Genomic DNA, 20569 nt, shown 5'->3' on the forward strand with positions numbered 1-20569 from the left:
CCATGCGTCAGCATCCGTTAGGGATTTACGAAAAAGCGCTGCCAAAAGATCTCTCCTGGCCGGAGCGCCTGGTTCTGGCAAAAAGCTGCGGCTTCGATTTTGTGGAGATGTCGGTGGATGAGACCGACGAGCGTTTATCGCGCCTTGAATGGAGTACCACGCAGCGCGCCTCTCTTGTGGAAGCGATGCTGGAGACCGGCGTGGCCATCCCGTCGATGTGCTTGTCTGCCCATCGTCGCTTCCCGTTTGGCAGCCGCGATGACACCGTGCGCGAACGCGCCCGCGAGATCATGACCAAAGCCATCCGGCTGGCCCGTGATTTGGGTATTCGCACCATCCAGCTTGCGGGTTATGACGTGTACTACGAGGAGCACGACGAGGGCACGCAACAGCGCTTTGCCGAAGGGCTGGCGTGGGCTGTAGAGCAGGCCGCTGCCGCGCAGGTAATGCTGGCGGTAGAGATCATGGACACCGCGTTTATGAACTCCATCAGCAAGTGGAAAAAGTGGGACGACATGCTCGCCTCGCCGTGGTTCAGCGTTTACCCGGACGTCGGCAACCTGAGCGCGTGGGGCAACGACGTCACCGCCGAGCTGACGCTGGGCATTGACCGCATCGCCGCTATCCATCTGAAAGATACCCGGCCCGTAACCGAAAAAAGCCCCGGCCAGTTCCGCGATGTGCCGTTTGGCGAGGGCTGCGTCGATTTCGTTGGCGTGTTTAACACGCTAAATCAACTTAACTATCGCGGCGCATTTCTGATTGAAATGTGGACCGAGAAAGCCAAAGAGCCGGTACTGGAGATCATCCAGGCGCGCCGCTGGATTGAGGCCCGAATGCAGGAAGGAGGCATGACATGTTAGAACAACTCAAAGCCGAGGTGCTGGCGGCAAATCTCGCCCTGCCCGCCCACCAGCTGGTGACGTTCACCTGGGGCAACGTCAGCGCGGTTGACCGTGACAGCGGCATGATGGTGATCAAACCATCCGGCGTGGAGTACGACGTGATGACCGCAGAAGATATGGTGGTGGTAAATATCGCCACGGGTAAAGTGGTCGAGGGGAGTAAAAAACCCTCCTCCGACACCCCGACCCATCTCGCGCTGTATCGTCGTTACCCGGAAATTGGTGGCATCGTGCATACCCATTCCCGCCACGCCACCATCTGGTCGCAGGCGGGGCAGGATTTACCCGCATGGGGCACGACGCACGCGGACTATTTCTACGGTGCGATCCCCTGCACGCGGCTGATGACCACGGCTGAAATCGCGGGTGAATATGAATACCAGACGGGGGAAGTCATTATCAAAACCTTCGAGGAGCGCGACATAAGCCCGATGCAGGTCCCGGCGGTGCTGGTACACTCTCACGGCCCGTTTGCCTGGGGCAAAGACGCTGCCGATGCGGTACACAATGCCGTGGTGCTGGAAGAGTGCGCCTATATGGGGCTTTTCTCGCGCCAGCTTGCACCACAGCTTCCGGTTATGCAGCAGGAATTGCTGGATAAGCATTACCTGCGCAAGCATGGCGCAAATGCCTATTACGGCCAGTAATCATCCGGAATTAATATGCTCTTTACAGTACCGCCGTTTCCAGACGGCGGGCGTTAACCCGGTATATTTCGAGAATATCTGCCGGAAATAACCCACGTCATTAAAACCGCACCGGGTGGCCACTTCAGTTAATGAGGCCGCATCGTTCAGCAACAATTTTTCAGCGGCCCTGACGCGCTGGCGGTGTATTGCCTCCGTCAGGGTTAAATGAAACGTCCGGCGAAATACTCGCCCCAGGTAATCTGCGTTGCAGTGCAGCTCTTTCGCCAGCTGTGAAGTGGACAGGGGCAGTCCACGCTGACGTTACCGATGCCGGTCCGCCGTGTGTACGGCAACCCGCAGGTGCGCCAGCAGGCGAGGAAAGTCGCATTGCAGCGTGGACCGCTGGTTTACTGCCTGGAAGAAGCCGATAACGGCGCAAATCTGCATAACCTTTCTTTGCCCCAGGACAGCGCGTTTCGGGTCTTCGAAGGCAAAGGCATATTCGCGCACAAGATGCTGATACAGGCGGAAGAGATCGGGTGTCAGGCGAAGGACACTGATGCCCTGTGGCAGTACGACCACTCGCCGGTAGAACGTCAGCCCCGGACCCTGACCTTTATTCCGTGGTTTAGCTGGGCAAACCGGGGAGAAGGGGAAATGCGGATATGGATGGATGAGGGCATAATTTAAAAAAATAATACATCGTTATATATATAATATACTCAATAAGCTCGGCGTTGTCGGGTTTATTTTCTTTGAATGATTTTAATCACTCTGTGATCCAAACCCCGGAAACGTTTTTTTACTGGTGCCACCCACAAGCGCTTATTGAATGGCATGCATTTTAATGATATTTCATCAAGGCACACAGCAAAGAAATAAGGATATCCCATGGAATTTACAGAAAGACTAAATGCGTTATCTACTAAAATTAGGCAGCAAATTGAAGTAATTAATACAGAAGAAACAACCAAAACGGCATTTGTAATGCCTTTTATTCATAATGTTTTAGGTTATGACGTATTTGATCCGTCAGAGGTTACGCCTGAATTTGTTTGTGATATCGGTACAAAAAAAGGTGAAAAAATTGACTATGCGATAATGAAAAATAACGATGTGCAAATACTCATCGAATGTAAAAAAATTGGTGAGCCTTTGCATATAAATCATGCTTCACAACTTTTCAGATACTTTCACGTTACAAATGCAAGGATCTCCATCTTAACGAATGGGCAAATATACAGATTTTATACCGACCTCGATGCTCCTAATAAAATGGATGAGAAACCTTTTTTAGAAGTAGACCTGCTTGATATTGATGAAAACGTTATACCTGAATTAAAAAAACTCACCAAATCTTCTTTTGATCTTGAATCCATCATAAACGCGGCTGGAGAATTAAAATACGTTAGTCAAATCAAGAGAATATTGCATACTCAACTTAACAATCCAGAAGACGATTTCGTTAAGTTTTTTGCTTCGCGAGTATATGACGGAATGCTAACCCAAAAAGTCAGAGAATCTTTTCAAAATCTCACGAAAAAGGCAGCAAGTCAGTACATAAACGATCAAGTTAATGAGAGGCTTAAGTCTGCCATTACAGGTATTACTCCGGCTGTCGTCGAAGCGCCAACGGAAACACAGCAAAGTGAAGATGATGAACAAAAAGATGAGAGTGAAATCATCACGACTTTAGAAGAGTTGGAAGGTTTTCATATTGTTAAAGCAATCACGCGAGCAGTGTTGGAGGCACCTCGCATTACCCATAGAGATACAAAGAGCTATTGCGGCATTCTTGTAGACGACAATAACCGCAAGCCTCTTTGCCGGCTGCATTTTAATCGGACTCAAAAATACATCGGGCTCTTTGATCTCGAAAAAAATGAAACACGGCACCCAATTTCTACAGTTGATGATATTTATTCCTTTGCAGATATCCTGAAAGCAACTGCTGCTCTTTACATCTAATCTTCACCGAGGCAGCACGCGACGTGCTGCCTCGGCCAGAAATGCGCTTCGATTGCCGAATTGAGGATGCTCGCTGACAAAGGAATCAATCTTCACCAGCAAACGTCGAGGCATCGTGATGTTGATGCGTTCGGCTCTGCCGTCGAATTGCTTCATATTAATATCCACCAGCAACCATTGCCCGCCTGTGAAGTCGTCAGGTTGATTTTCAAGGTGCACTTCGACACTACCCGGGAGAGGCAATGTTTCATCCATTTCAAACAGCGCTTCGAAGTGCGCCGTGAGCGCATCACGTGCATCCTGAAAAGCGTCATCAAGTGAATCCCCCGCAAAAAAACATCCCGGAACGTCGGGGAAGAAACCGCTGGCGCTACCGTCGGAATCAGAATGAATGTAAGCCGGATAAAACATAACTACTCCTGATATCAGTGTTTAATGCCCGCCTGTCGCCAGATCTGTGCGAGAGTGCCCGGTTTAATGTCCTTTTTAGGATGCGGAACGGTTACCAACCCTTTTTGCACTGGATGGCGAAACTGATGATGGCTTCCCTTCGTTCTTACACATTTCCAGCCATGGCTAACCAGAACAGCAATGATATCCGCACTTTTCACATCCCAACCCTTCCCTGATTATACACATGATACACACCACCACTACTGGATTGAATGACATTAGCGCATTAAAAAAGGCAGTGCAGCCAGGCTTTGTCGAAACAGGAAGAGGCGTCGAGAAAAGAAGAAGGAGGCATGTCATGTTGCAGATAAAAATGCGGACACTCTCGTAGGCCGGGTAAGGCGAAGCCGCCACCCGGCTTTAACCCGGCTCAGGTCACCCTACCCGGAACGACCTGAGCCCGGAGATTAAAACAGCCCCAGCGGTTTATCGGAGTAGCTGACTAACAGACATTTCGTTTGCTGGTAGTGCTCCAGCATCATTTTATGGGTTTCGCGCCCGATGCCCGACTGTTTGTAGCCGCCAAACGCCGCATGAGCCGGATAGGCGTGATAGCAGTTTGTCCATACGCGTCCGGCCTGAATGCCGCGGCCCATTTTATAGGCAAGGTTACCGTTACGGCTCCAGACGCCCGCCCCCAGGCCATACTGCGTGTCGTTGGCGAGCTCCAGCGCCTCGTCCATGGTTTTAAACGTGGTGACGGCCAGCACCGGTCCAAAAATTTCCTCCTGAAAAACGCGCATGTTGTTCTTACCGAACAGGATAGTCGGCTCAAGGTAGTAGCCCTCCTGCAAATCGCCGCCCAGCACCTTACGACGACCGCCGGTCAACACATCGGCCCCCTCTTTTTTACCGATATCAATATAGTTGAGGATGGTTTCCAGCTGGCCATGCGATACCTGCGCCCCCATCTGGGTAACGTTATCCAGCGGATTACCGCTGCGAATCGACTCCACGCGCCGGATCGCCCGCTCCATAAAGCGCTCATAAATGGATTCCTGCACCAGCGCGCGGCTCGGACAGGTGCAGACTTCGCCCTGGTTAAACGCAAACAGCGCAAACCCTTCCAGCGCTTTGTCGAAGAAGGCGTCCTCTTCATCCATCACGTCGGCAAAGAAGATGTTCGGCGATTTCCCGCCCAACTCCAGGGTGACCGGAATGATGTTCTGGGTCGCGTACTGCATAATCTGCTGACCCACTTTCGTTGAGCCGGTAAACGCCACTTTGGCGATACGCTTTGAAGTAGCCAGATATTCGCCGATCTCTCCCCCGGCCCCGTTGACCACGTTAATGACCCCCGGCGGCAACAGGTCGCCAATTACCTCCATCAGCAGCAGTACCGAAAGCGGCGTTAAGCGTGCAGGTTTCAGCACAACGCAGTTACCCGCCGCCAGCGCGGGCGCCATTTTCCAGCTCGCCATCAGCAGCGGGAAGTTCCACGGAATAATTTGCCCCACCACGCCGAGCGGCTCGTGGAAGTGATACGCCACGGTATCTTTGTCAACTTCACTTATTCCCCCCTCCTGGGCACGGATGCAGGACGCAAAATAGCGGAAATGGTCGATCGCCAGCGGCACGTCCGCCGCCATGGTTTCGCGGATCGGCTTGCCGTTGTCCCACGTTTCTGCGGTCGCCAGCAGCTCCAGATTCTGCTCCATCCGATCGGCGATTTTGAACAAAATGGCCGCTCTGTCCTGAACGGACATTTGCCCCCACTTATCTTTCGCCTTATGCGCCGCATCCAGCGCTAAATCGATATCCCGCTTGCCCGAACTGGCAATTTCACACAGCGGCTGGCCGGTAACGGGCGTCAGGTTGGAATAGTATTCACCGTCGACGGGCGCCACCCAGTCGCCGCCGATAAAGTTGTCATAGCGGGGCTTCAGCTTAAGGGGAAAACCATACTCGCCAGGCTGGATACGCGATGAGGGAGGATTGTTTGTCATGACCGTCTCCTTGCTGTTGTTGTACAACAAGGGTAGTTCCGGCTGGTGATTTTCTCGCCAGCGGGTAGCGGGTTTACGAGCCGCATCACGGATTACCGTACTTTACGTTTCGTTTCTGCCGCCGCAGCCATACTTAATAGCTCAAGGGCTCATGAGGAATGATGCAATGCAGCTATTTATCGGCTTTGACGTGGGTGGAACCCACATCAAACACGGCGTAATTAATGAAAACGGCGAAGAACTGACATCCGATGAATATGATACGCCGGACGATGAAAGCACCTTCAAAGAGAAGTGGAAAGCGGTAGTGGATAAGTACTGCCAGGAGCACGAGATCGCCAGTATTGGCGTGAGTTTTCCAGGACATATCAATCACCATACCGGCGAAGCGGCCAAAGCCGGAGCGCTGGACTATCTTGACGGCGAAAACCTGTGCGAACTGTTCGCACAGCTGACCGATCTCCCCGTGACAATCGAAAACGATGCCAATTGCGCGGCGCTGGGCGAGCGCTGGCAGGGCGCGGGCAAGGACTATGAGCATTTCGTCTGCATCACCATCGGCACCGGCATCGGCGGCGGTATCGTCATGGAGGGCGATCTCTACCGCGGGTCGCACTACCGGGCGGGTGAGTTTGGCGTGCTGCCCGTAGGCAATGAGGGCGAGCCGATGCATGAAGTGGCGTCCGCCAGTGGCCTGATGAAAGCCTGCCGCCGCGCGCTGGCCGTGTCGGAAGATGAGATGCCTGATGGTGAGGAGCTGTTTAAACGCATGGACAGCGACGTGCATCTGCGCGAAGCCATTGAAGCGTGGGCGCATTGTCTGTCGCGCGGTATTTACAGCGTGATCTCTATGTTTGATCCGCAGGCGGTGCTGATTGGCGGCGGCATTAGTGAGCAGGAGAAAATCTATCTCCTGCTGGATAAATATTTACAGCGATTCGAGGAGTGGGAAGCGCTCCGGGTGCCCATCCTTCCCTGCGAGCTGGGTAACCAGGCGGGAAGGCTGGGCGCGGTCTGGCTGGCTAAGCAGAAGCAGGCGCGCAGCGCTTAACGCTTACGGAAATAACTGCGCGTCGCGTAGCACATGGTCATTGCCACGACGACGCGTAAACCCGATGCGGTTGAAATACTCCAGGATCTGAATCGCCAGTTTGCGTCCTACGTTCAGCCGATCGCGGAAGTCTGCGGCGCAGGTTGATCCGCGCGCCTGATCCAGCTCCCGGATCAGGTTCGCAAACGCAACGATCCGATCGTTGCGGTAATAACGATCTTTCACGATCGCCACAATCATGCCCTGCTGCGCCGCATGCCGCAGTACCTGACGCATCAGCTGCTCATCGGTATTGGTTTCACGCGCCAGATCGCGCACCCACCAGGGTTCATCGCCAAACAGCGCCGCCACTTTTTGCCAGACCGCGTCCTGCTCAGCGGTAAAACCGGCCTTATGTTCCGGCAGGTGTAGCCAGCCGTGATGACTTGCAATCACGCCGCTTTCACGCATGTTTTCAATCAGCAACAGCACCAGCGCGTCGTCTTCCATGGGCAACGCCATACGCCGCAGACGTTCACGGCCCGGACCGGGCTCATCCTGATGCTGTTCATGATAGGTCGCCAGCGTGCTCAACACTTTACGCTGCCAGCGCGCCGCCACCGGCGCGTTCAGCAGGCTGTTGCCAGCCTGAATAAAACCCGGCTCCTGCGTCAGAAGACGCAATCCTTCACCGCTGAGCTGGCGCGCCCAGGCGAACGCAGCCAGATCCACCGCACCACGCTCAAGGTGGATATCTAACGCAGACTTGTCGTCACGGGCCTGGGCCAGCGAGGCCAGCCACGCTAAATACTCGGGCTTACGCTTGCCGCGACGGGGCGGATTCAGCATCACCACGCGGGCGCCCGCCAGGGTTTCGCGCGCGGAGATGTCGCGCAGAACCAGGCGGTCGTTATCCGCCAGCCAGAGCGGGGAGTCGAACACCAGTTCGGCGAGATCGTTTTCCAGCAGCGACACGCGTCCGGTGATGTGGCTGGCCGCGTGATGGATATGCAGCGGCTGCCACTGGGTCAGCGGCGTGTGGGTCTGTAGAGAAACGATAATCCGTTCAGAAGGCTCCGGCGGCGCGTCGGCCAGTAGCCAGTCGCCGCGGTTAAGCTGGTCTTTTTCGGCATCACCAGCAATATTCAGCGCGATACGCTGCCCGGCATGGGCCTGTTCCACCGGCTGGTTTTGCGCGTGAAGCCCGCGCACGCGCATGGGTTTGTTCACGCCCGTCAGCCACAGGGTATCGCCCACGTTAACTTCGCCGCTCAGCGCGGTACCGGTCACCACCAGCCCAGCCCCTTTCACGGTAAACGCCCTGTCGATCGCCAGACGGAAGCGGTGATGGCTGGCATGCTCACGAGACGGGATCTGCTGCAAATGGTCGCGAAGAGCGTCGATACCGCGGCCTTCTGTCGCCACGGTGACAAACAGAGCGGCATCCTTAAAACCATATTCACTCAGCGCCGCCAGTACCTCTTCACGCATCTCGTTGATACGCGCCTCATCCACACGGTCCGCTTTGGTAAGGGCGACGGTCAACTGCGGGTTTCCCGTCAGTTGCAGGATCGCCAGATGCTCGCGCGTTTGCGCCATCACCCCGTCATCGCACGCGACAACCAGCAGAGCGTGATCGATCCCGCCCACGCCCGCGAGCATATTGGAAAGAAACTTCTCGTGGCCGGGCACGTCGATAAAGCCCAGCACGCGACCGTCGGGCTGTGGCCAGTAGGCGTAACCCAGGTCAATGGTCATGCCGCGCTTTTTCTCTTCCGGCAGGCGATCGGCATTCACGCCCGTAATGGCCTGCAATAACGTGGTTTTGCCGTGGTCAACGTGACCGGCGGTGGCAATAATCATTTCAACATCATCTCCAGAAACCGCCCTTCATCTTCCAGGCAGCGTAAATCCAGCCACATACGACCATCACCGATCCGGCCAATCACTGGCGTCGGTAATGCGCGCCAGCGCGTCGACAGCGCCTCAAGCTGGCTTCCGCGTCCGTCGCGCGGGGTGAACGTCAGCGCTTCGCTCGGTAACCTGTCCACGGGCAGCGAGCCGCTGCCAATTTGCGACAGGCAAGGCTCGATACGAACGTCAAACTCAGGGTAATGAGGAGCAACCTGCGGCAGTAGCGCTTCCGCCCGCGCGCGAACAGAGGCTTCATCACGGCTCAGCAAACGCAACGTGGGCAGGCGGTCAGCCAGTTTCTCCGGGTGGAGATAGAGCCGCAGCGTGGCTTCCAGCGCGGCCAGCGTCATTTTATCGGCACGCAGGGCGCGCTTCAGTGGGTGCTGCTGTAGCTGCGCAATCAGTTCGCGCTTGCCGACGATAATCCCCGCCTGCGGCCCGCCCAGCAGTTTGTCGCCGGAGAAACTGACCAGGCTTACGCCCGCAGCAACCATTTCCTGCACCATTGGCTCTTTCGGCAGACCGTACTGGCGCATATCCACCAGCGACCCGCTGCCGAGATCGGCAATCACCGGCACGTTTAGCTCGCGCCCGATGGCGGCCAGTTCGGCCTCTTCCACCGTTTTGGTGAATCCCTCAATGTGGTAATTACTGGTATGCACTTTCATCAGCAGGGCAGTGTTTTCATTCACCGCCGCGCGATAATCTTTTGCATGGGTACGGTTGGTTGTGCCCACTTCATGCAGCGTGCAGCCCGCCTGGCGCATGACATCCGGAATACGAAACGCCCCGCCGATCTCCACCAGCTCGCCGCGAGAGACGACAACCTCTTTTCCGCTCGCGGTGGCCGCCAGCATTAACAGCACCGCCGCCGCGTTGTTATTCACAATGCAGGCATCTTCCGCGCCGGTGATCTGGCAGAGAAGATCCGCCAGTGCGCGATCGCGATGCCCGCGCCCGGCGCCGTCCAGATCGTACTCCAGCGTCACCGGCGAGCGCATGGCCCGGGTGACGGCCTCTATTGCTTCTTCTGCCTGCTGTGCCCGGCCCAGATTGGTGTGCAGAACCGTGCCCGTCAGGTTAATAACCGGGCGCAACGCGCTTTGCGCGTGCTTGCTCAGCCTCCATTCAACTTCCTGCGCCCATGCCTCGCACCAGCCGGGTAGCGCGTTTTCAGCCTGAATATGGCGACGCGCATCGTCCTGAAGCTGGCGTAGCATGTCGACCGTTGCAGTATGGCCAAACTGCTCCAGCACCGCAGTGATGCGCGGATCACGAAGCAGACGATCGGTAGCGGGGATCTGGCTGTAGAGGGAATGATGAGTAGTCATGAATGCGCCTGGCGAGTAAATATCTTCCCCCCTCCCGACGGGAGAGGGAGTTAACATGTGGGGGGATTGTACCGCCTCCCGCCAGGAAGTGTTATAACCCGCATCAAGCCTTTGGTGGTTCAGTCCGGGCGAAACTTTCGCGCTGGAAGAGCGTCTCCGCCAGTTTGACCAGCAGCGGACGATCCACGCACCAGCCCGGCGAGACGCGGCGGAAATTGAGGTAGCCAATGGCGCAGGCGATGGCGATCGTCGCCAGATTCAGGCTATCGCTCTGAATTTTCCCGTCGCGGATCAGCTGTTCGCACATATCCAGGCTGCGGCTGATTTTTTCGCGCTGGCGCAGCAGCTCATTTTCTGACTGCTGGGCGGCGGGCCTTGCCTGCTCGCGTACGGACGTTAATGCCGCATCCATAATGCCATCCGCCAGGGCTTCAATTTGCTTCATCGCCAGCGCTGCTTTTGGATCCGCCGGCAGCATGGCTGGCGCAACGCCAAGCAGCTCGATGTACTCCGCAATGATCGGGGAATCAAACCAGTAGTCGCCCTCGTCCGTTACCAGCGCCGGGACTTTCCCCAGCGGGTTGTACTGCGCAACGCCGTTCTCTGCGTTGTACGGTTGTTCATTTACGAATTCAAATTCAATCCCTTTCTCCAGCAGGAGAATCGAAATCTTACGCACGAAAGGACTGGTATAACTGCCGATGAGTTTCATTGCTTATCCTTAATGCCCATAAAGAGGTCAGTATGGATCAAGCCGTGAAAAAAGGCAGGTGTACGTATCGCATTCCTGCCGTGAGGGGATACGGGAGAAATCTGCATAAAAATATTTTGTGAATCAAATCACAATCTGGAAACAAACAACCAACTTAACATTGTGATATTAATCACAAAATAGCCCTCATTTTGGCGTAATTCTGAGCAATGTATTTTTTTTACACACCCATTATGTGATCGCGATCACTTCATTAATATCCTCACCCCCTACATTCATGTGATTCAGATCACACAAAATTCCGCTGTCTGGACAGTTGAACGATTCAGTGCCAGATTTCACAGCATCAGAACAGGGCCCGGCTACCTCTGCCGCCGCACATTAACGATAAACCTCGGGCCACAAGCCTAAGCGTAAACATAAGAAGGGGTGTTTTATGTCATCCGATTTCAAGATCAAAGTGCAAAGCTTTGGTCGTTTCCTCAGCAACATGGTGATGCCAAATATCGGCGCGTTTATCGCGTGGGGTATTATCACCGCATTATTTATTCCGACAGGGTGGTTGCCTAACGAAACGCTGGCGAAACTTGTTGGCCCAATGATTACGTACCTGCTGCCGCTGCTCATCGGTTATACCGGTGGTCGTTTGGTGGGCGGTGACCGTGGTGGTGTCGTGGGTGCCATCACAACCATGGGGGTGATTGTCGGTGCGGATATGCCGATGTTCCTCGGTGCGATGATTGCCGGTCCTCTGGGCGGCTGGGCGATCAAGAAATTTGACGTCTGGGTTGATGGCAAGATCAAATCCGGCTTCGAAATGCTGGTGAACAACTTCTCCGCGGGCATCATCGGGATGATCCTCGCGATTCTGGCGTTCCTCGGCATTGGCCCTGCGGTTGAAGTGCTCTCCAAGCTGCTGGCGGCGGGCGTTAACTTCATGGTGGCGCACGACATGCTGCCGCTGGCGTCTATCTTCGTTGAACCGGCGAAAATCCTGTTCCTGAACAACGCCATCAACCACGGTATCTTCTCACCGCTGGGTATCCAGCAGTCACACGATCTCGGCAAGTCCATCTTCTTCCTGATTGAAGCGAACCCGGGTCCGGGTATGGGCGTTCTGCTGGCGTACATGTTCTTTGGTCGCGGCAGCGCGAAACAGTCTGCTGGCGGCGCGGCTATCATTCACTTCCTGGGCGGTATTCACGAAATTTACTTCCCGTATGTGCTGATGAACCCACGTCTGATCCTGGCCGTTATCCTTGGCGGTATGACCGGCGTGTTCACCCTGAGCGTACTGGGCGGTGGTCTGGTGTCTCCTGCTTCTCCAGGCTCTATTCTGGCGGTGCTGGCGATGACCCCGAAAGGCGCCTACTTCGCGAACATCGCGGCGATCTGTGCGGCCATGGCCGTCTCCTTCGTGGTCTCCGCTATCCTGCTGAAAACCAGCAAGGTGAAAGAAGACGACGATATCGAAGCGGCAACCCGTCGTATGCATGACATGAAAGCCGAATCCAAAGGCGCAACGCCGCTGGCGGCGGGTGATGTCTCTAACGACCTGAGCCACGTGCGTAAAATTATCGTGGCCTGTGATGCCGGTATGGGTTCCAGCGCAATGGGTGCGGGCGTGCTGCGTAAGAAAGTGCAGGATGCGGGTCTGACCAACATCTCCGTGACCAACAGCGCGATTAACAACCTGCCGCCGGACGTTGACCTGGTGATCACGCACCGCGATCTGACCGAGCGCGCCATGCGTCAGGTGCCGCAGGCGCAGCACATTTCCCTGACCAACTTCCTCGACAGCGGCCTGTACACCAGCCTGACCGAACGTCTGGTTGCGGCCCAGCGCCATGAAGATAACGAAGTGAAGGTGCGCACCAGCCTGCAAGACAGCTTCGACGAGAGCAACGCGCATCTGTTCAAACTGGGCGCAGAAAACATCTTCCTTGGCCGCACGGCGACCAATAAAGAAGAGGCCATTCGCTTCGCCGGTGAGCAGCTGGTGAAAGGCGGCTACGTTCAGCCGGAATACGTTGAGGCGATGCTGGAGCGTGAAAAGCTGACCCCAACCTACCTGGGTGAATCCATCGCGGTTCCGCACGGTACGGTTGAAGCCAAAGACCGCGTGCTGAAAACCGGCGTGGTGTTCTGTCAGTATCCTGATGGCGTGCGCTTCGGTGAAGAAGAGGACGACATCGCCCGTCTGGTGATTGGTATCGCCGCTCGCAACAACGAGCATATCCAGGTGATTACCAGCCTGACCAACGCGCTGGATGACGAAACGGTTATTGAGCGTCTGGCCAACACCACCAGCGTTGAAGAAGTTCTGGCTCTGCTTAACAAGTAACAGCGCCTCTTCCCTCTCCCCCCGGGAGAGGGCTAGGGTGAGGGGGAAAACGTTCCTCACCCCAGCCCTCTCGGGTAAAAACATTGATGAAGGTTAACACTATGAAAGCATTACATTTTGGCGCAGGTAATATCGGACGTGGCTTTATCGGTAAACTGCTGGCAGACGCAGGCATTACCCTGACATTCGCCGATGTGAATCAGGTGGTTCTTGATGCCCTGAATGCCCGTCATAGCTATCAGGTTCACGTGGTGGGTGAAAACGAACAGGTTGAAACGGTCTCTGGCGTCAACGCGGTAAGCAGCATTGGCGACGACGTGATTGACCTCATCGCAAGCGTTGATCTGGTCACCACAGCCGTGGGTCCGGTGGTGCTTGAGCGTATCGCCCCGGCGGTCGCGAAAGGCCTGGCGAAGCGTAAAGCACAAGGCGTTGAAACGCCGCTGAACATCATCGCCTGTGAAAACATGGTGCGCGGCACCACGCAGCTGAAAGGCCACGTTCTGGCCGCTGTGGCTGAGGAAGATAAAGCCTGGGTTGAAGCGCACGTTGGTTTTGTGGATTCCGCCGTTGACCGCATCGTTCCGCCATCAGAATCCGCCACCAACGACCCGCTGGAAGTGACGGTGGAAACCTTCAGCGAGTGGATCGTTGATAAAACTCAGTTTAAAGGCGCGCTGCCGACCATTCCGGGAATGGAATTAACCGATAATCTGATGGCATTTGTCGAACGTAAACTCTTCACGCTGAACACCGGGCATGCTATAACCGCGTACCTCGGGAAATTGGCCGGTCATCAGACGATTCGTGACGCGATCCTCGATGAGAACATCCGTGCGGTGGTCAAAGGGGCAATGGAAGAGAGCGGCGCGGTGCTGATCAAACGCTACGGTTTTGATGCTGATAAACACGCAGCATACATCCAGAAAATCCTCGGTCGTTTTGAAAACCCGTATCTGAAAGATGACGTTGAGCGCGTGGGTCGTCAGCCGCTGCGTAAACTGAGCGCGGGCGACCGCCTGATTAAACCGCTGCTGGGCACGCTGGAATACGGTCTGCCGCACGCTAACCTGGTGAAAGGGATTGCTGCCGCAATGCACTACCGCAGCGAGCAGGACCCGCAGGCGATTGAGCTGGCTCAGCTGATTGATGACAAAGGCGCACAGGCTGCGCTGGCGCAGATTTCCGGTCTGGATGCCAACAGTGACGTGGTTGCGGAGGCGGTCAGCGCATACAACGCAACCAAATGATGCAGAGTCCGGCGCAGGTTAGCCTGCGCCCGAATAACAGATTGTCAGATATGCAGGCAATAATGGAACAAACCCAGGCCTTTGAAAATCGTGTGCTTGAGCGTCTGAATGCTGGCAAAACCGTACGAAGTTTCCTGATCGCCGCCGTCGAGCTGTTAACCGAGGCGGTGAACATTCTGGTGCTTCAGGTGTTTCGCAAAGACGACTACGCGGTAAAGTATGCTGTAGAACCGTTACTGGACGGAGACGGACCGCTGGGCGATTTATCGGTACGGCTGAAGCTGATCTACGGTCTTGGCGTGCTCAACCGTCAGGAGTATGAAGACGCCGAGCTGTTAATGGCGCTGCGCGAAGAGCTCAATCATGACGGCAATGAGTACACCTTCACCGATGATGAGATACTCGGGCCCTTCGGCGAACTGCACTGCGTAGCCGCGCTCCCTCCCGCACCTCAGTTTGATGACAGCGACCCAGAGCTGTACATGATGCAAAAGCTGCGTTATCAACAAGTTGTCCGCTCCACCATGGTGCTTTCCCTGACTGAGCTGATTTCTAAAATCAGCTTAAAAAAAGCGTTTCAGAAGTAAGCCCGCACACATTGGTGTATCCTTCCCTGTAAATTCCCCGTTTTCAGAGTTATTTGTCATGAAAGAAGTCGAAAAGAACGAAATTAAACGCCTGAGCGACCGTCTGGATCTGATCCGCCATCAAATGGCTGGCCTCTCCCTTGTTGATTCCGCCGAGAAATATGCCGAGCTGGAAAAAGAGTCCGTGAAGCTGGAGGCGGAAATTGAGCGCCTGCGCGATGTGAAAGGCCAGAAGCTGAGTAAAGAGGCGCAGAAGCTGATGAACATGCCGCATCGCCGCGCGATCACCAAAAAAGAGCAGGCCGACATGGGCAAGCTGAAGAAAAGCGTCCGTGGCCTGGTGGTGGTGCACCCGATGACTGAGCTTGGCCGCGAAATGGGCCTGAAAGAGATGACGGGTTTTAGTAAGACCGCGTTCTGATCGCTCTCCCCTGCCGCTGCGCAGGGGAAACTCAGTTGTAAATCAGGTTAAACGTGGCCATCGCATCCGCTTTTCCCGCCGTTACGTTCTCTTCCGTCTGAATGTAATGCGCATCAAATCAGAAGGTCTGCGTCTGGTTATCCCCTACCTGGCCAAGCGCTGACACCTGCGGGGTGTTCCACGATACCACCTGCCCCTGAACCGAACCGGTATTGTCACCGTAAAGCAGTTCGATCCCGACACCGCTGGCGCTATCCTCCTGCTTCGTCAACGCCAGCGCCCGATCGTTGCCCGGCGTGGTATCGCCAAAGAAACCCATCTTAACCGCCGTGTTATTTTCACAGGTCACCGGAATGCTGAAGCGTCCGCCTCCGGCACGGGAGCCGATGCCGTGAAATTCACGCTGGCTCACGCTCCCCATGGGAACAAGAATGCTGCGAGAGCCCACTGAGCAGCTGGTACGCCTGACGGTGAAGCTGGCGAGATGAATCTGTACTGGTGTCGCCACGTTGGTGGCGCTGGCTTGATTTTCTCCCGCCTGCAATATCAGCGATCCGACATTTTGCTCCTGGGAGTTGGCGTTATCGTCAGGCATGGGGCTGGTCGTCGGGATTTTGTAAAACACCACCCAGAACTGCAATTTATACGTTGGGGCGCTGGCAAAGGCAGGATTCTGTGAGGCATCGCAGATACGCCGGGACTCGTTGCCGTCTACCGGGCTGGTGCCGTCAATATACTGTACGGCATCCGCACCACAGTACTGCTGCTCGCGGAACCCGAGCGCGTAGCCGATGCCGTCAATCTGGGTTTTGTAGACGTGCCGCGACGCACCGTCTTCCCCCACCACGGTGCCGACGGGGTTATCCAGCTCGACAAATCCGATACTACGCCAGGGGTCACTACCGCCATCACAGTTGTAGAAGTCTTGCCCGGTAGACTGTATCGGCGCGGAAACCGGCGTCCAATCCGCGGTGCCGGGAGCATATCCAATGGCGTAGGGTACCTGGACAACCCACTGATCGCGCGTGGTGCGGCAGGGCGAGGCCTGAGCGTGCGCATGAAAACTCAGCATGCCAAAAAGCGAAAGAAGGCTCAGATAGAAAAACCAGTGAATAAAACGACGCATGATATTCCTCTAATGGCACTCAACGGACAGCGTGGCGATACCGGGGGCCATATGAGCTTTCCCCAGTCTGAAAGGTGTCTGGCATTGCTGCTGCTCCCCGTTTTCATACCAGGTGACGCGCAGGGTGCCGCGCTCTGGTACCCCGCTCAGGTAGGCCTGACCGCCGTCAGCGACCATGCTTCGGTTTGCAGAATGGCGGTTCTGCTCCACCACTTCAGCCTGCGCGCCAAACGGCAACGGTTCGCCGTGGTAGCGCAGGGAAAACAGAACGCGATAACCAATGTGGGTTGTGTAATTGGCCAGCACCACCGCGCCGCTGGTGGGAATGAGCGTCAGACCGCTTTGCTCAATGTCGACGTTCTCACCCAGCGTCGCCGTATCAAGGCTGACGGTATTTTTGCGATACGCCGAGAGCGTTGGCATGACCGCATAGCCGCGGCTGTCGGTATGGATCCCGTTGTAGCCCTCCGGCTCAACGTTCGCCGCGCCGGGCACGCGCAGCAGGGCGACGGTATCGCCCAGCGGCTGGCTAAGCGTGACGCCATACTGCGTGGCGATAACGCCTCCGGCGAGTCCAAGACTCGCGTTGCTACCGTTTCGGCTGTGGTCATAACCGAGGCTGACGTTGCCGTAGCCACCGTTGTATTGCAGCGCCAGACTGGTGCTGTCGGCCTCTCCCTCACTGGTCTTACTCTGCTGAACGCTGTAATTCAGGTTGCGGTTCGCCAGCGCGCTGCCGTTGAGTGACACCTGCTGCGTGGTCATCCCACGATTGTTGTGGTTGGCGTAGTAACTGACCGAACTGCCCGGCAGCCAGTTGCCAAGCGGAACATTGACGTTAAACGACACGGTGCGATCGGGATGCTGCTCAAGCGCTGAGTCGGTGTAGTCATACCCCGCGCCCCAGGAAATACCCCGCCAGCTGGTGTACCAGCCGATGTGGATGGTTTTATCCTGCCCGGACGTATGCCAGTAATCCTGCATCCATGCCGAGACGCTGAGGCTGCCGAACTGACCCAGCGTCTGTGAAAAAGTGACCTGCGAGCGGCTACGGCGATTATTGAGTTGCAGCTGTTGGCTGTCAGACTGATTCAGTTCACTAAATTCGTAGTAATTGCGCGAGGCATAGCGATAGCTCGCCAGGTTGAAGGCGGTGCCGGTAGCGCTGAAATCTTTCTGGTACTGAATGCGCCACGCCTGCCCCATCGCGCTTTTGCCGTCGGGTAAACGGCTTTTTGCCAGCGTATCGTCAATACCCAGCGAGCCAAATGCGCCAAACCCTCTGCCTACGCCAATTGCACCGGCCTGATAGTTGCTCGCCGTACGAAAGCCGCCATACACCGTCATCCTGGAGAGCAGACCGTAGAAGAAAGCGCCTTCAACAAATTCGGGCGAACGCGCATCACCGGAGCCGGAGTGAAATCGTCCTGCATTGAGACTGTATTTCAGGCTGCCCTGACGTCGCATAAACGGCACCGCAGAATAGGGCTGGGTAAAGACGCGCGTTGAGCCGTCACTTTCCGTGACCGTAACCTGTAGATCGCCACTTTGTGCGCCCGGGAACAGATCGTTAATGATAAATGGCCCGGCGGCCACCCAGGTTTCATAGATCACATAGCCATTTTGCGAAACGGAGACTTTAGCGAAGCTGTGTGCGACGCCGCGGATGGTTGGTGCGAAGCCGCGCTGGCTGTCGGGCAACATGCTTTCGCTTGATGAGAGCTGTACCCCGCGAAACGCCACGCTATCGAAGACGTCGCCTGTGGTCCAGGCATCACCGATCCGTAGCTGGCTGTTAAGACGGCGAATATCCCGGGTCAGCCAGCTACTTTGCGACTGAAAATGGTCGCCGCCCGCGTCGCTGTGGCTCCAGGCCGAGGTGTTACGCAGCCGCCACGCCCCCAGATTGATGCCGTTACGCAGGCTCAGATAGCTGGATGTTGTGACCCCGCTCTGATGACGGGCCTGACCGCCCGACAGACTGTAATCAGTAAATGCCGCCGGGATACCATCGTCCCACTGCGACTGCGGCACGTAGCCACGGCTGCGGTGTTTCATTGCCGCCTGCGGCAGGCTGAGAAAGAGACGCTGCTGGTTGAAATCATAAGAGGTTCGCGCTGCCGGAATAAAATCCTCGAGGTGCGTGAACGTTTCTCCCTCCTGCAACCGGGAGAATGCAGGAATGGCCCCTACATTTACGCCAAGCGCTTCCAGCAGCGATACGCTAAAAACGGGTTGCAGGCTGCCTTTCTCATTGACGAAGGTGATCTCCTGATGCCGCTCCTCGCGTCCGTTAATCTCCAGCGTCACGAGCCAGGTGCCTGGCATCTGCCCGCCCTTTTCAGAGAAATAGTGCAGATCCGCCGTTTTCTGTTCAGTAGAGGAAAGCTCCAGCGCGGCGGGATCAAAGTAATCCTCGGCCATCCCCGTGCGGCTGAAGCTAAGCAGCAACACCGAAAGCGGCGCATAACGAAACAGGCGAAAACGCATGGTCTTAAAGAGGCTGGGTGTGGGTGGCGGTGATGGCACCAAAATCATTAATAGCCGACCAGCTTACGCCCCCGGAGGCGGACACAGGCCATTCCCGGGTTTCCCCTGGACCGATCATGCCCGGCTGCTCAATTTTATGCCCGCCAACGGTCAGACGATAAAAAGAGACGTAGTATGGCGTCGGGTTAGCGGCCTTAAGCCCTTTTCCCGTTCGCGAAAACGTTATTTTCTGCCAGGCCGTGGCGGCGTCCCCTTTCAGGTTGTCCGGGCGGTAGAATATTTTAAATTTCGATTTGACGTTTACCTGTAATTCGTTGCTGCTCTCTTTTGGCTTTGGCGCTATCGCTTTAATATCGAGCCAGAATACAGATTCACGATCTGTGGGCAGCGGAGCGCCGGTATATTGAATACGCAGCGTGTTGGTCTGCTCCGGATCAAGTCTGAACAGAGGTGGTGTGACAATAAATGGCGCAGCGTTATTTTTATCCGGCCCATCGCCTTCAACCCACGACTGAATAAGATAGGGAACCGCACTTTCCATATTAGAAACAGAAAATGCCACCTCCTTGCTGTTTTGCGGGTATACGATCCGTGTTCCCCCCATTACAACGCCAGCAGAAACTGACGCAGAACTAACCATTAATGCAGTGAGCATAATATACGATAAACGTTTCATCATTATTATCTCTGGAGGTGGCTGACAGTGAAATCAGTTATAAACCATCAGGAAGTTGGATACGGCGTTAACATCGCCGGCGTTGATTTCCGTGCCATCTTTGTCAAGTGCGGCATAGAAAGTTAATTCAGCATTGCCTTCATCATCCGGTGCGGTTGTTTCAGATACCGTACCCGGTTTAATCGCCGTGCTGCGATCGCTGTTATAAAGCTTCACGCCGACACCCGTCGCCATACCTTCACCCGGCGTAACCTGAAGCAGTGTGTCATTCACCGTATCTTTGGTTCCGTCAAACAGTACCGCAACCGATTCAACCGTCTCCGGGCAGTTTTCCACGTTGATTTTGAACTCGCGCGGCGTCGTTTCGTTGTGATCGTCAAAGTAGCTTTTTGCCCACGCCCCAAGGTCTACCGTTTTGTTTTTAGAGGCCGGAGTAATATCACAGGAAATAAGGGTAATTTTCCCGGTAAAATTGATCACCCCGCCCGTACTTTGCGAACCCGCACCGGTATCCAGAGAAGCATTAACGCCAGAATCACTGCTTGCCAGTACTGATTGAGAAGATAACAGCAGCCCCGCCGCGGCAATCGCCAGCGCCACATTTTTGATTTTCATTTGGAACACTTTCCCCTCTGTAAATTAAACAGATATAGACTTGTTGTACCAGGTACAATAACCGCTATAAGGATTTAAAAATGCCACCGAAAGGTTTTTAGCAGAATGGGTGACGCGACCTTATAGAATAAAGCAGGGTCCATCCCATGGTGATAATCCGTATATTTTCAGA

The 20569-nt window shown here is 55.3% G+C and carries 18 protein-coding genes and 2 pseudogenes; 9 read left to right on the top strand and 11 right to left on the bottom strand.

Annotated features, from left to right (window positions below; translation table 11 throughout):
• The first annotated feature begins 2 nt into the window (after positions 1 to 2).
• Together ACOTXC_RS19835 and araD are read left to right on the top strand one after the other, a co-directional pair.
• Positions 3 to 863, top strand: a complete 861-nt coding sequence (locus tag ACOTXC_RS19835) for an L-ribulose-5-phosphate 3-epimerase (protein ID WP_023298863.1) — start codon at positions 3 to 5, stop codon at positions 861 to 863.
• A complete protein-coding gene (gene araD / locus ACOTXC_RS19840; protein WP_038416909.1) occupies positions 857 to 1552 on the top strand; it encodes an L-ribulose-5-phosphate 4-epimerase in 696 nt (231 codons plus the stop codon). The genes ACOTXC_RS19835 and araD overlap by 7 nt, the downstream gene beginning before the upstream one ends.
• Here araD and ACOTXC_RS19845 read toward each other — a convergent pair.
• Positions 1553 to 1843: pseudogene (locus tag ACOTXC_RS19845) on the bottom strand (helix-turn-helix transcriptional regulator); the annotation flags it as partial.
• Between the two features lie 3 nt (positions 1844 to 1846).
• Between ACOTXC_RS19845 and ACOTXC_RS19850 the strand changes: the two are divergent.
• Positions 1847 to 2224, top strand: a pseudogene (locus ACOTXC_RS19850) (glycoside hydrolase family 127 protein); the annotation flags it as partial.
• A gap of 201 nt (positions 2225 to 2425) precedes the next feature.
• Positions 2426 to 3502, top strand: a complete 1077-nt coding sequence (locus ACOTXC_RS19855; protein WP_421767919.1) for a type I restriction endonuclease — start codon at positions 2426 to 2428, stop codon at positions 3500 to 3502.
• A 3-nt stretch (positions 3503 to 3505) separates the two neighbouring features.
• Here the strand turns inward: ACOTXC_RS19855 and ACOTXC_RS19860 are convergent, their stop codons facing one another.
• From ACOTXC_RS19860 to aldB, 3 genes are all read right to left on the bottom strand, one after another.
• Complete coding sequence (locus ACOTXC_RS19860) at positions 3506 to 3913, bottom strand: type II toxin-antitoxin system HicB family antitoxin (RefSeq protein ID WP_421767920.1); 408 nt, start codon at positions 3911 to 3913, stop codon at positions 3506 to 3508.
• A gap of 14 nt (positions 3914 to 3927) precedes the next feature.
• On the bottom strand, positions 3928 to 4113 hold the full coding sequence (locus tag ACOTXC_RS19865; RefSeq protein ID WP_071788668.1) for a type II toxin-antitoxin system HicA family toxin: 186 nt from the start codon (positions 4111 to 4113) through the stop codon (positions 3928 to 3930).
• Between the two features lie 249 nt (positions 4114 to 4362).
• Positions 4363 to 5901: an aldehyde dehydrogenase AldB gene (gene aldB / locus ACOTXC_RS19870; protein WP_063150875.1), complete on the bottom strand. Its 1539-nt coding sequence runs from the start codon at positions 5899 to 5901 to the stop codon at positions 4363 to 4365.
• A 166-nt stretch (positions 5902 to 6067) separates the two neighbouring features.
• Between aldB and ACOTXC_RS19875 the strand changes: the two genes are divergently transcribed.
• On the top strand, positions 6068 to 6952 hold the full coding sequence (locus ACOTXC_RS19875) for an ROK family protein (protein ID WP_023298868.1): 885 nt from the start codon (positions 6068 to 6070) through the stop codon (positions 6950 to 6952).
• A 3-nt stretch (positions 6953 to 6955) separates the two neighbouring features.
• On the opposite strand, the gene selB is transcribed toward ACOTXC_RS19875, so the two are convergent.
• The 3 genes from selB to ACOTXC_RS19890 all read right to left on the bottom strand — a co-directional run bounded on the left by selB (position 6956) and on the right by ACOTXC_RS19890 (position 10888).
• Positions 6956 to 8794, bottom strand: coding sequence for a selenocysteine-specific translation elongation factor (selB, locus tag ACOTXC_RS19880; RefSeq protein WP_421767921.1), 1839 nt, complete (start codon positions 8792 to 8794; stop codon positions 6956 to 6958).
• Positions 8791 to 10176 carry an L-seryl-tRNA(Sec) selenium transferase gene (selA, locus tag ACOTXC_RS19885; protein WP_048966143.1) on the bottom strand — a complete coding sequence of 462 codons (1386 nt, stop codon included), beginning with the start codon at positions 10174 to 10176 and terminating at the stop codon, positions 8791 to 8793. The genes selB and selA overlap by 4 nt, the downstream gene beginning before the upstream one ends.
• Before the next feature lie 103 nt (positions 10177 to 10279).
• On the bottom strand, positions 10280 to 10888 hold the full coding sequence (locus ACOTXC_RS19890) for a glutathione S-transferase (RefSeq protein WP_015572763.1): 609 nt from the start codon (positions 10886 to 10888) through the stop codon (positions 10280 to 10282).
• A gap of 436 nt (positions 10889 to 11324) precedes the next feature.
• On the opposite strand from ACOTXC_RS19890, the gene ACOTXC_RS19895 reads away from it, so the two are divergent.
• The 4 genes from ACOTXC_RS19895 to ACOTXC_RS19910 all read left to right on the top strand — a co-directional run bounded on the left by ACOTXC_RS19895 (position 11325) and on the right by ACOTXC_RS19910 (position 15490).
• Positions 11325 to 13232 carry a PTS mannitol transporter subunit IICBA gene (locus tag ACOTXC_RS19895; RefSeq protein WP_022649761.1) on the top strand — a complete coding sequence of 636 codons (1908 nt, stop codon included), beginning with the start codon at positions 11325 to 11327 and terminating at the stop codon, positions 13230 to 13232.
• Between the two features lie 86 nt (positions 13233 to 13318).
• Positions 13319 to 14482: a mannitol-1-phosphate 5-dehydrogenase gene (mtlD, locus tag ACOTXC_RS19900; protein ID WP_041907503.1), complete on the top strand. Its 1164-nt coding sequence runs from the start codon at positions 13319 to 13321 to the stop codon at positions 14480 to 14482.
• Positions 14479 to 15069, top strand: coding sequence for a mannitol operon repressor MtlR (mtlR, locus tag ACOTXC_RS19905; protein WP_023298873.1), 591 nt, complete (start codon positions 14479 to 14481; stop codon positions 15067 to 15069). The genes mtlD and mtlR overlap by 4 nt, the downstream gene beginning before the upstream one ends.
• A gap of 58 nt (positions 15070 to 15127) precedes the next feature.
• Entirely contained in the window at positions 15128 to 15490 is a 363-nt protein-coding gene (locus ACOTXC_RS19910; protein ID WP_022649764.1) for a YibL family ribosome-associated protein, read from the top strand.
• Positions 15491 to 15608: 118 nt separating this feature from the next.
• Here the strand turns inward: ACOTXC_RS19910 and ACOTXC_RS19915 are convergent, their stop codons facing one another.
• The 4 genes from ACOTXC_RS19915 to ACOTXC_RS19930 are packed head-to-tail and all read right to left on the bottom strand — an operon-like array spanning position 15609 to position 20397.
• Positions 15609 to 16616, bottom strand: a complete 1008-nt coding sequence (locus ACOTXC_RS19915) for a fimbrial protein (RefSeq protein ID WP_421767922.1) — start codon at positions 16614 to 16616, stop codon at positions 15609 to 15611.
• A 9-nt stretch (positions 16617 to 16625) separates the two neighbouring features.
• Entirely contained in the window at positions 16626 to 19106 is a 2481-nt protein-coding gene (locus ACOTXC_RS19920; protein WP_421767923.1) for a fimbria/pilus outer membrane usher protein, read from the bottom strand.
• A 4-nt stretch (positions 19107 to 19110) separates the two neighbouring features.
• Complete coding sequence (locus ACOTXC_RS19925; RefSeq protein WP_022649767.1) at positions 19111 to 19785, bottom strand: fimbrial biogenesis chaperone; 675 nt, start codon at positions 19783 to 19785, stop codon at positions 19111 to 19113.
• 30 nt (positions 19786 to 19815) lie between these two features.
• Positions 19816 to 20397 carry a fimbrial protein gene (locus tag ACOTXC_RS19930; protein WP_003860173.1) on the bottom strand — a complete coding sequence of 194 codons (582 nt, stop codon included), beginning with the start codon at positions 20395 to 20397 and terminating at the stop codon, positions 19816 to 19818.
• Between the last annotated feature and the right edge of the window lie 172 nt (positions 20398 to 20569).

Origin of the sequence: Enterobacter cloacae complex sp. IR5428 (genome assembly GCF_049238585.1) — a bacterium.
Classification (GTDB): Bacteria; Pseudomonadota; Gammaproteobacteria; order Enterobacterales; family Enterobacteriaceae; genus Enterobacter; species Enterobacter intestinihominis.

Coding starts and splice junctions, on each gene's coding strand:
- ACOTXC_RS19835 (WP_023298863.1), top strand. CDS start 3: ATGCGTCAGCATCCGTTAGGGATTTACGAAAAAGCGCTGCCAAAAGAT.
- araD (WP_038416909.1), top strand. CDS start 857: ATGTTAGAACAACTCAAAGCCGAGGTGCTGGCGGCAAATCTCGCCCTG.
- ACOTXC_RS19855 (WP_421767919.1), top strand. CDS start 2,426: ATGGAATTTACAGAAAGACTAAATGCGTTATCTACTAAAATTAGGCAG.
- ACOTXC_RS19860 (WP_421767920.1), bottom strand. CDS start 3,913: ATGTTTTATCCGGCTTACATTCATTCTGATTCCGACGGTAGCGCCAGC.
- aldB (WP_063150875.1), bottom strand. CDS start 5,901: ATGACAAACAATCCTCCCTCATCGCGTATCCAGCCTGGCGAGTATGGT.
- ACOTXC_RS19875 (WP_023298868.1), top strand. CDS start 6,068: ATGCAGCTATTTATCGGCTTTGACGTGGGTGGAACCCACATCAAACAC.
- selB (WP_421767921.1), bottom strand. CDS start 8,794: ATGATTATTGCCACCGCCGGTCACGTTGACCACGGCAAAACCACGTTA.
- selA (WP_048966143.1), bottom strand. CDS start 10,176: ATGACTACTCATCATTCCCTCTACAGCCAGATCCCCGCTACCGATCGT.
- ACOTXC_RS19890 (WP_015572763.1), bottom strand. CDS start 10,888: ATGAAACTCATCGGCAGTTATACCAGTCCTTTCGTGCGTAAGATTTCG.
- ACOTXC_RS19895 (WP_022649761.1), top strand. CDS start 11,325: ATGTCATCCGATTTCAAGATCAAAGTGCAAAGCTTTGGTCGTTTCCTC.
- mtlD (WP_041907503.1), top strand. CDS start 13,319: ATGAAGGTTAACACTATGAAAGCATTACATTTTGGCGCAGGTAATATC.
- mtlR (WP_023298873.1), top strand. CDS start 14,479: ATGATGCAGAGTCCGGCGCAGGTTAGCCTGCGCCCGAATAACAGATTG.
- ACOTXC_RS19910 (WP_022649764.1), top strand. CDS start 15,128: ATGAAAGAAGTCGAAAAGAACGAAATTAAACGCCTGAGCGACCGTCTG.
- ACOTXC_RS19915 (WP_421767922.1), bottom strand. CDS start 16,616: ATGCGTCGTTTTATTCACTGGTTTTTCTATCTGAGCCTTCTTTCGCTT.
- ACOTXC_RS19920 (WP_421767923.1), bottom strand. CDS start 19,106: ATGCGTTTTCGCCTGTTTCGTTATGCGCCGCTTTCGGTGTTGCTGCTT.
- ACOTXC_RS19925 (WP_022649767.1), bottom strand. CDS start 19,785: ATGATGAAACGTTTATCGTATATTATGCTCACTGCATTAATGGTTAGT.
- ACOTXC_RS19930 (WP_003860173.1), bottom strand. CDS start 20,397: ATGAAAATCAAAAATGTGGCGCTGGCGATTGCCGCGGCGGGGCTGCTG.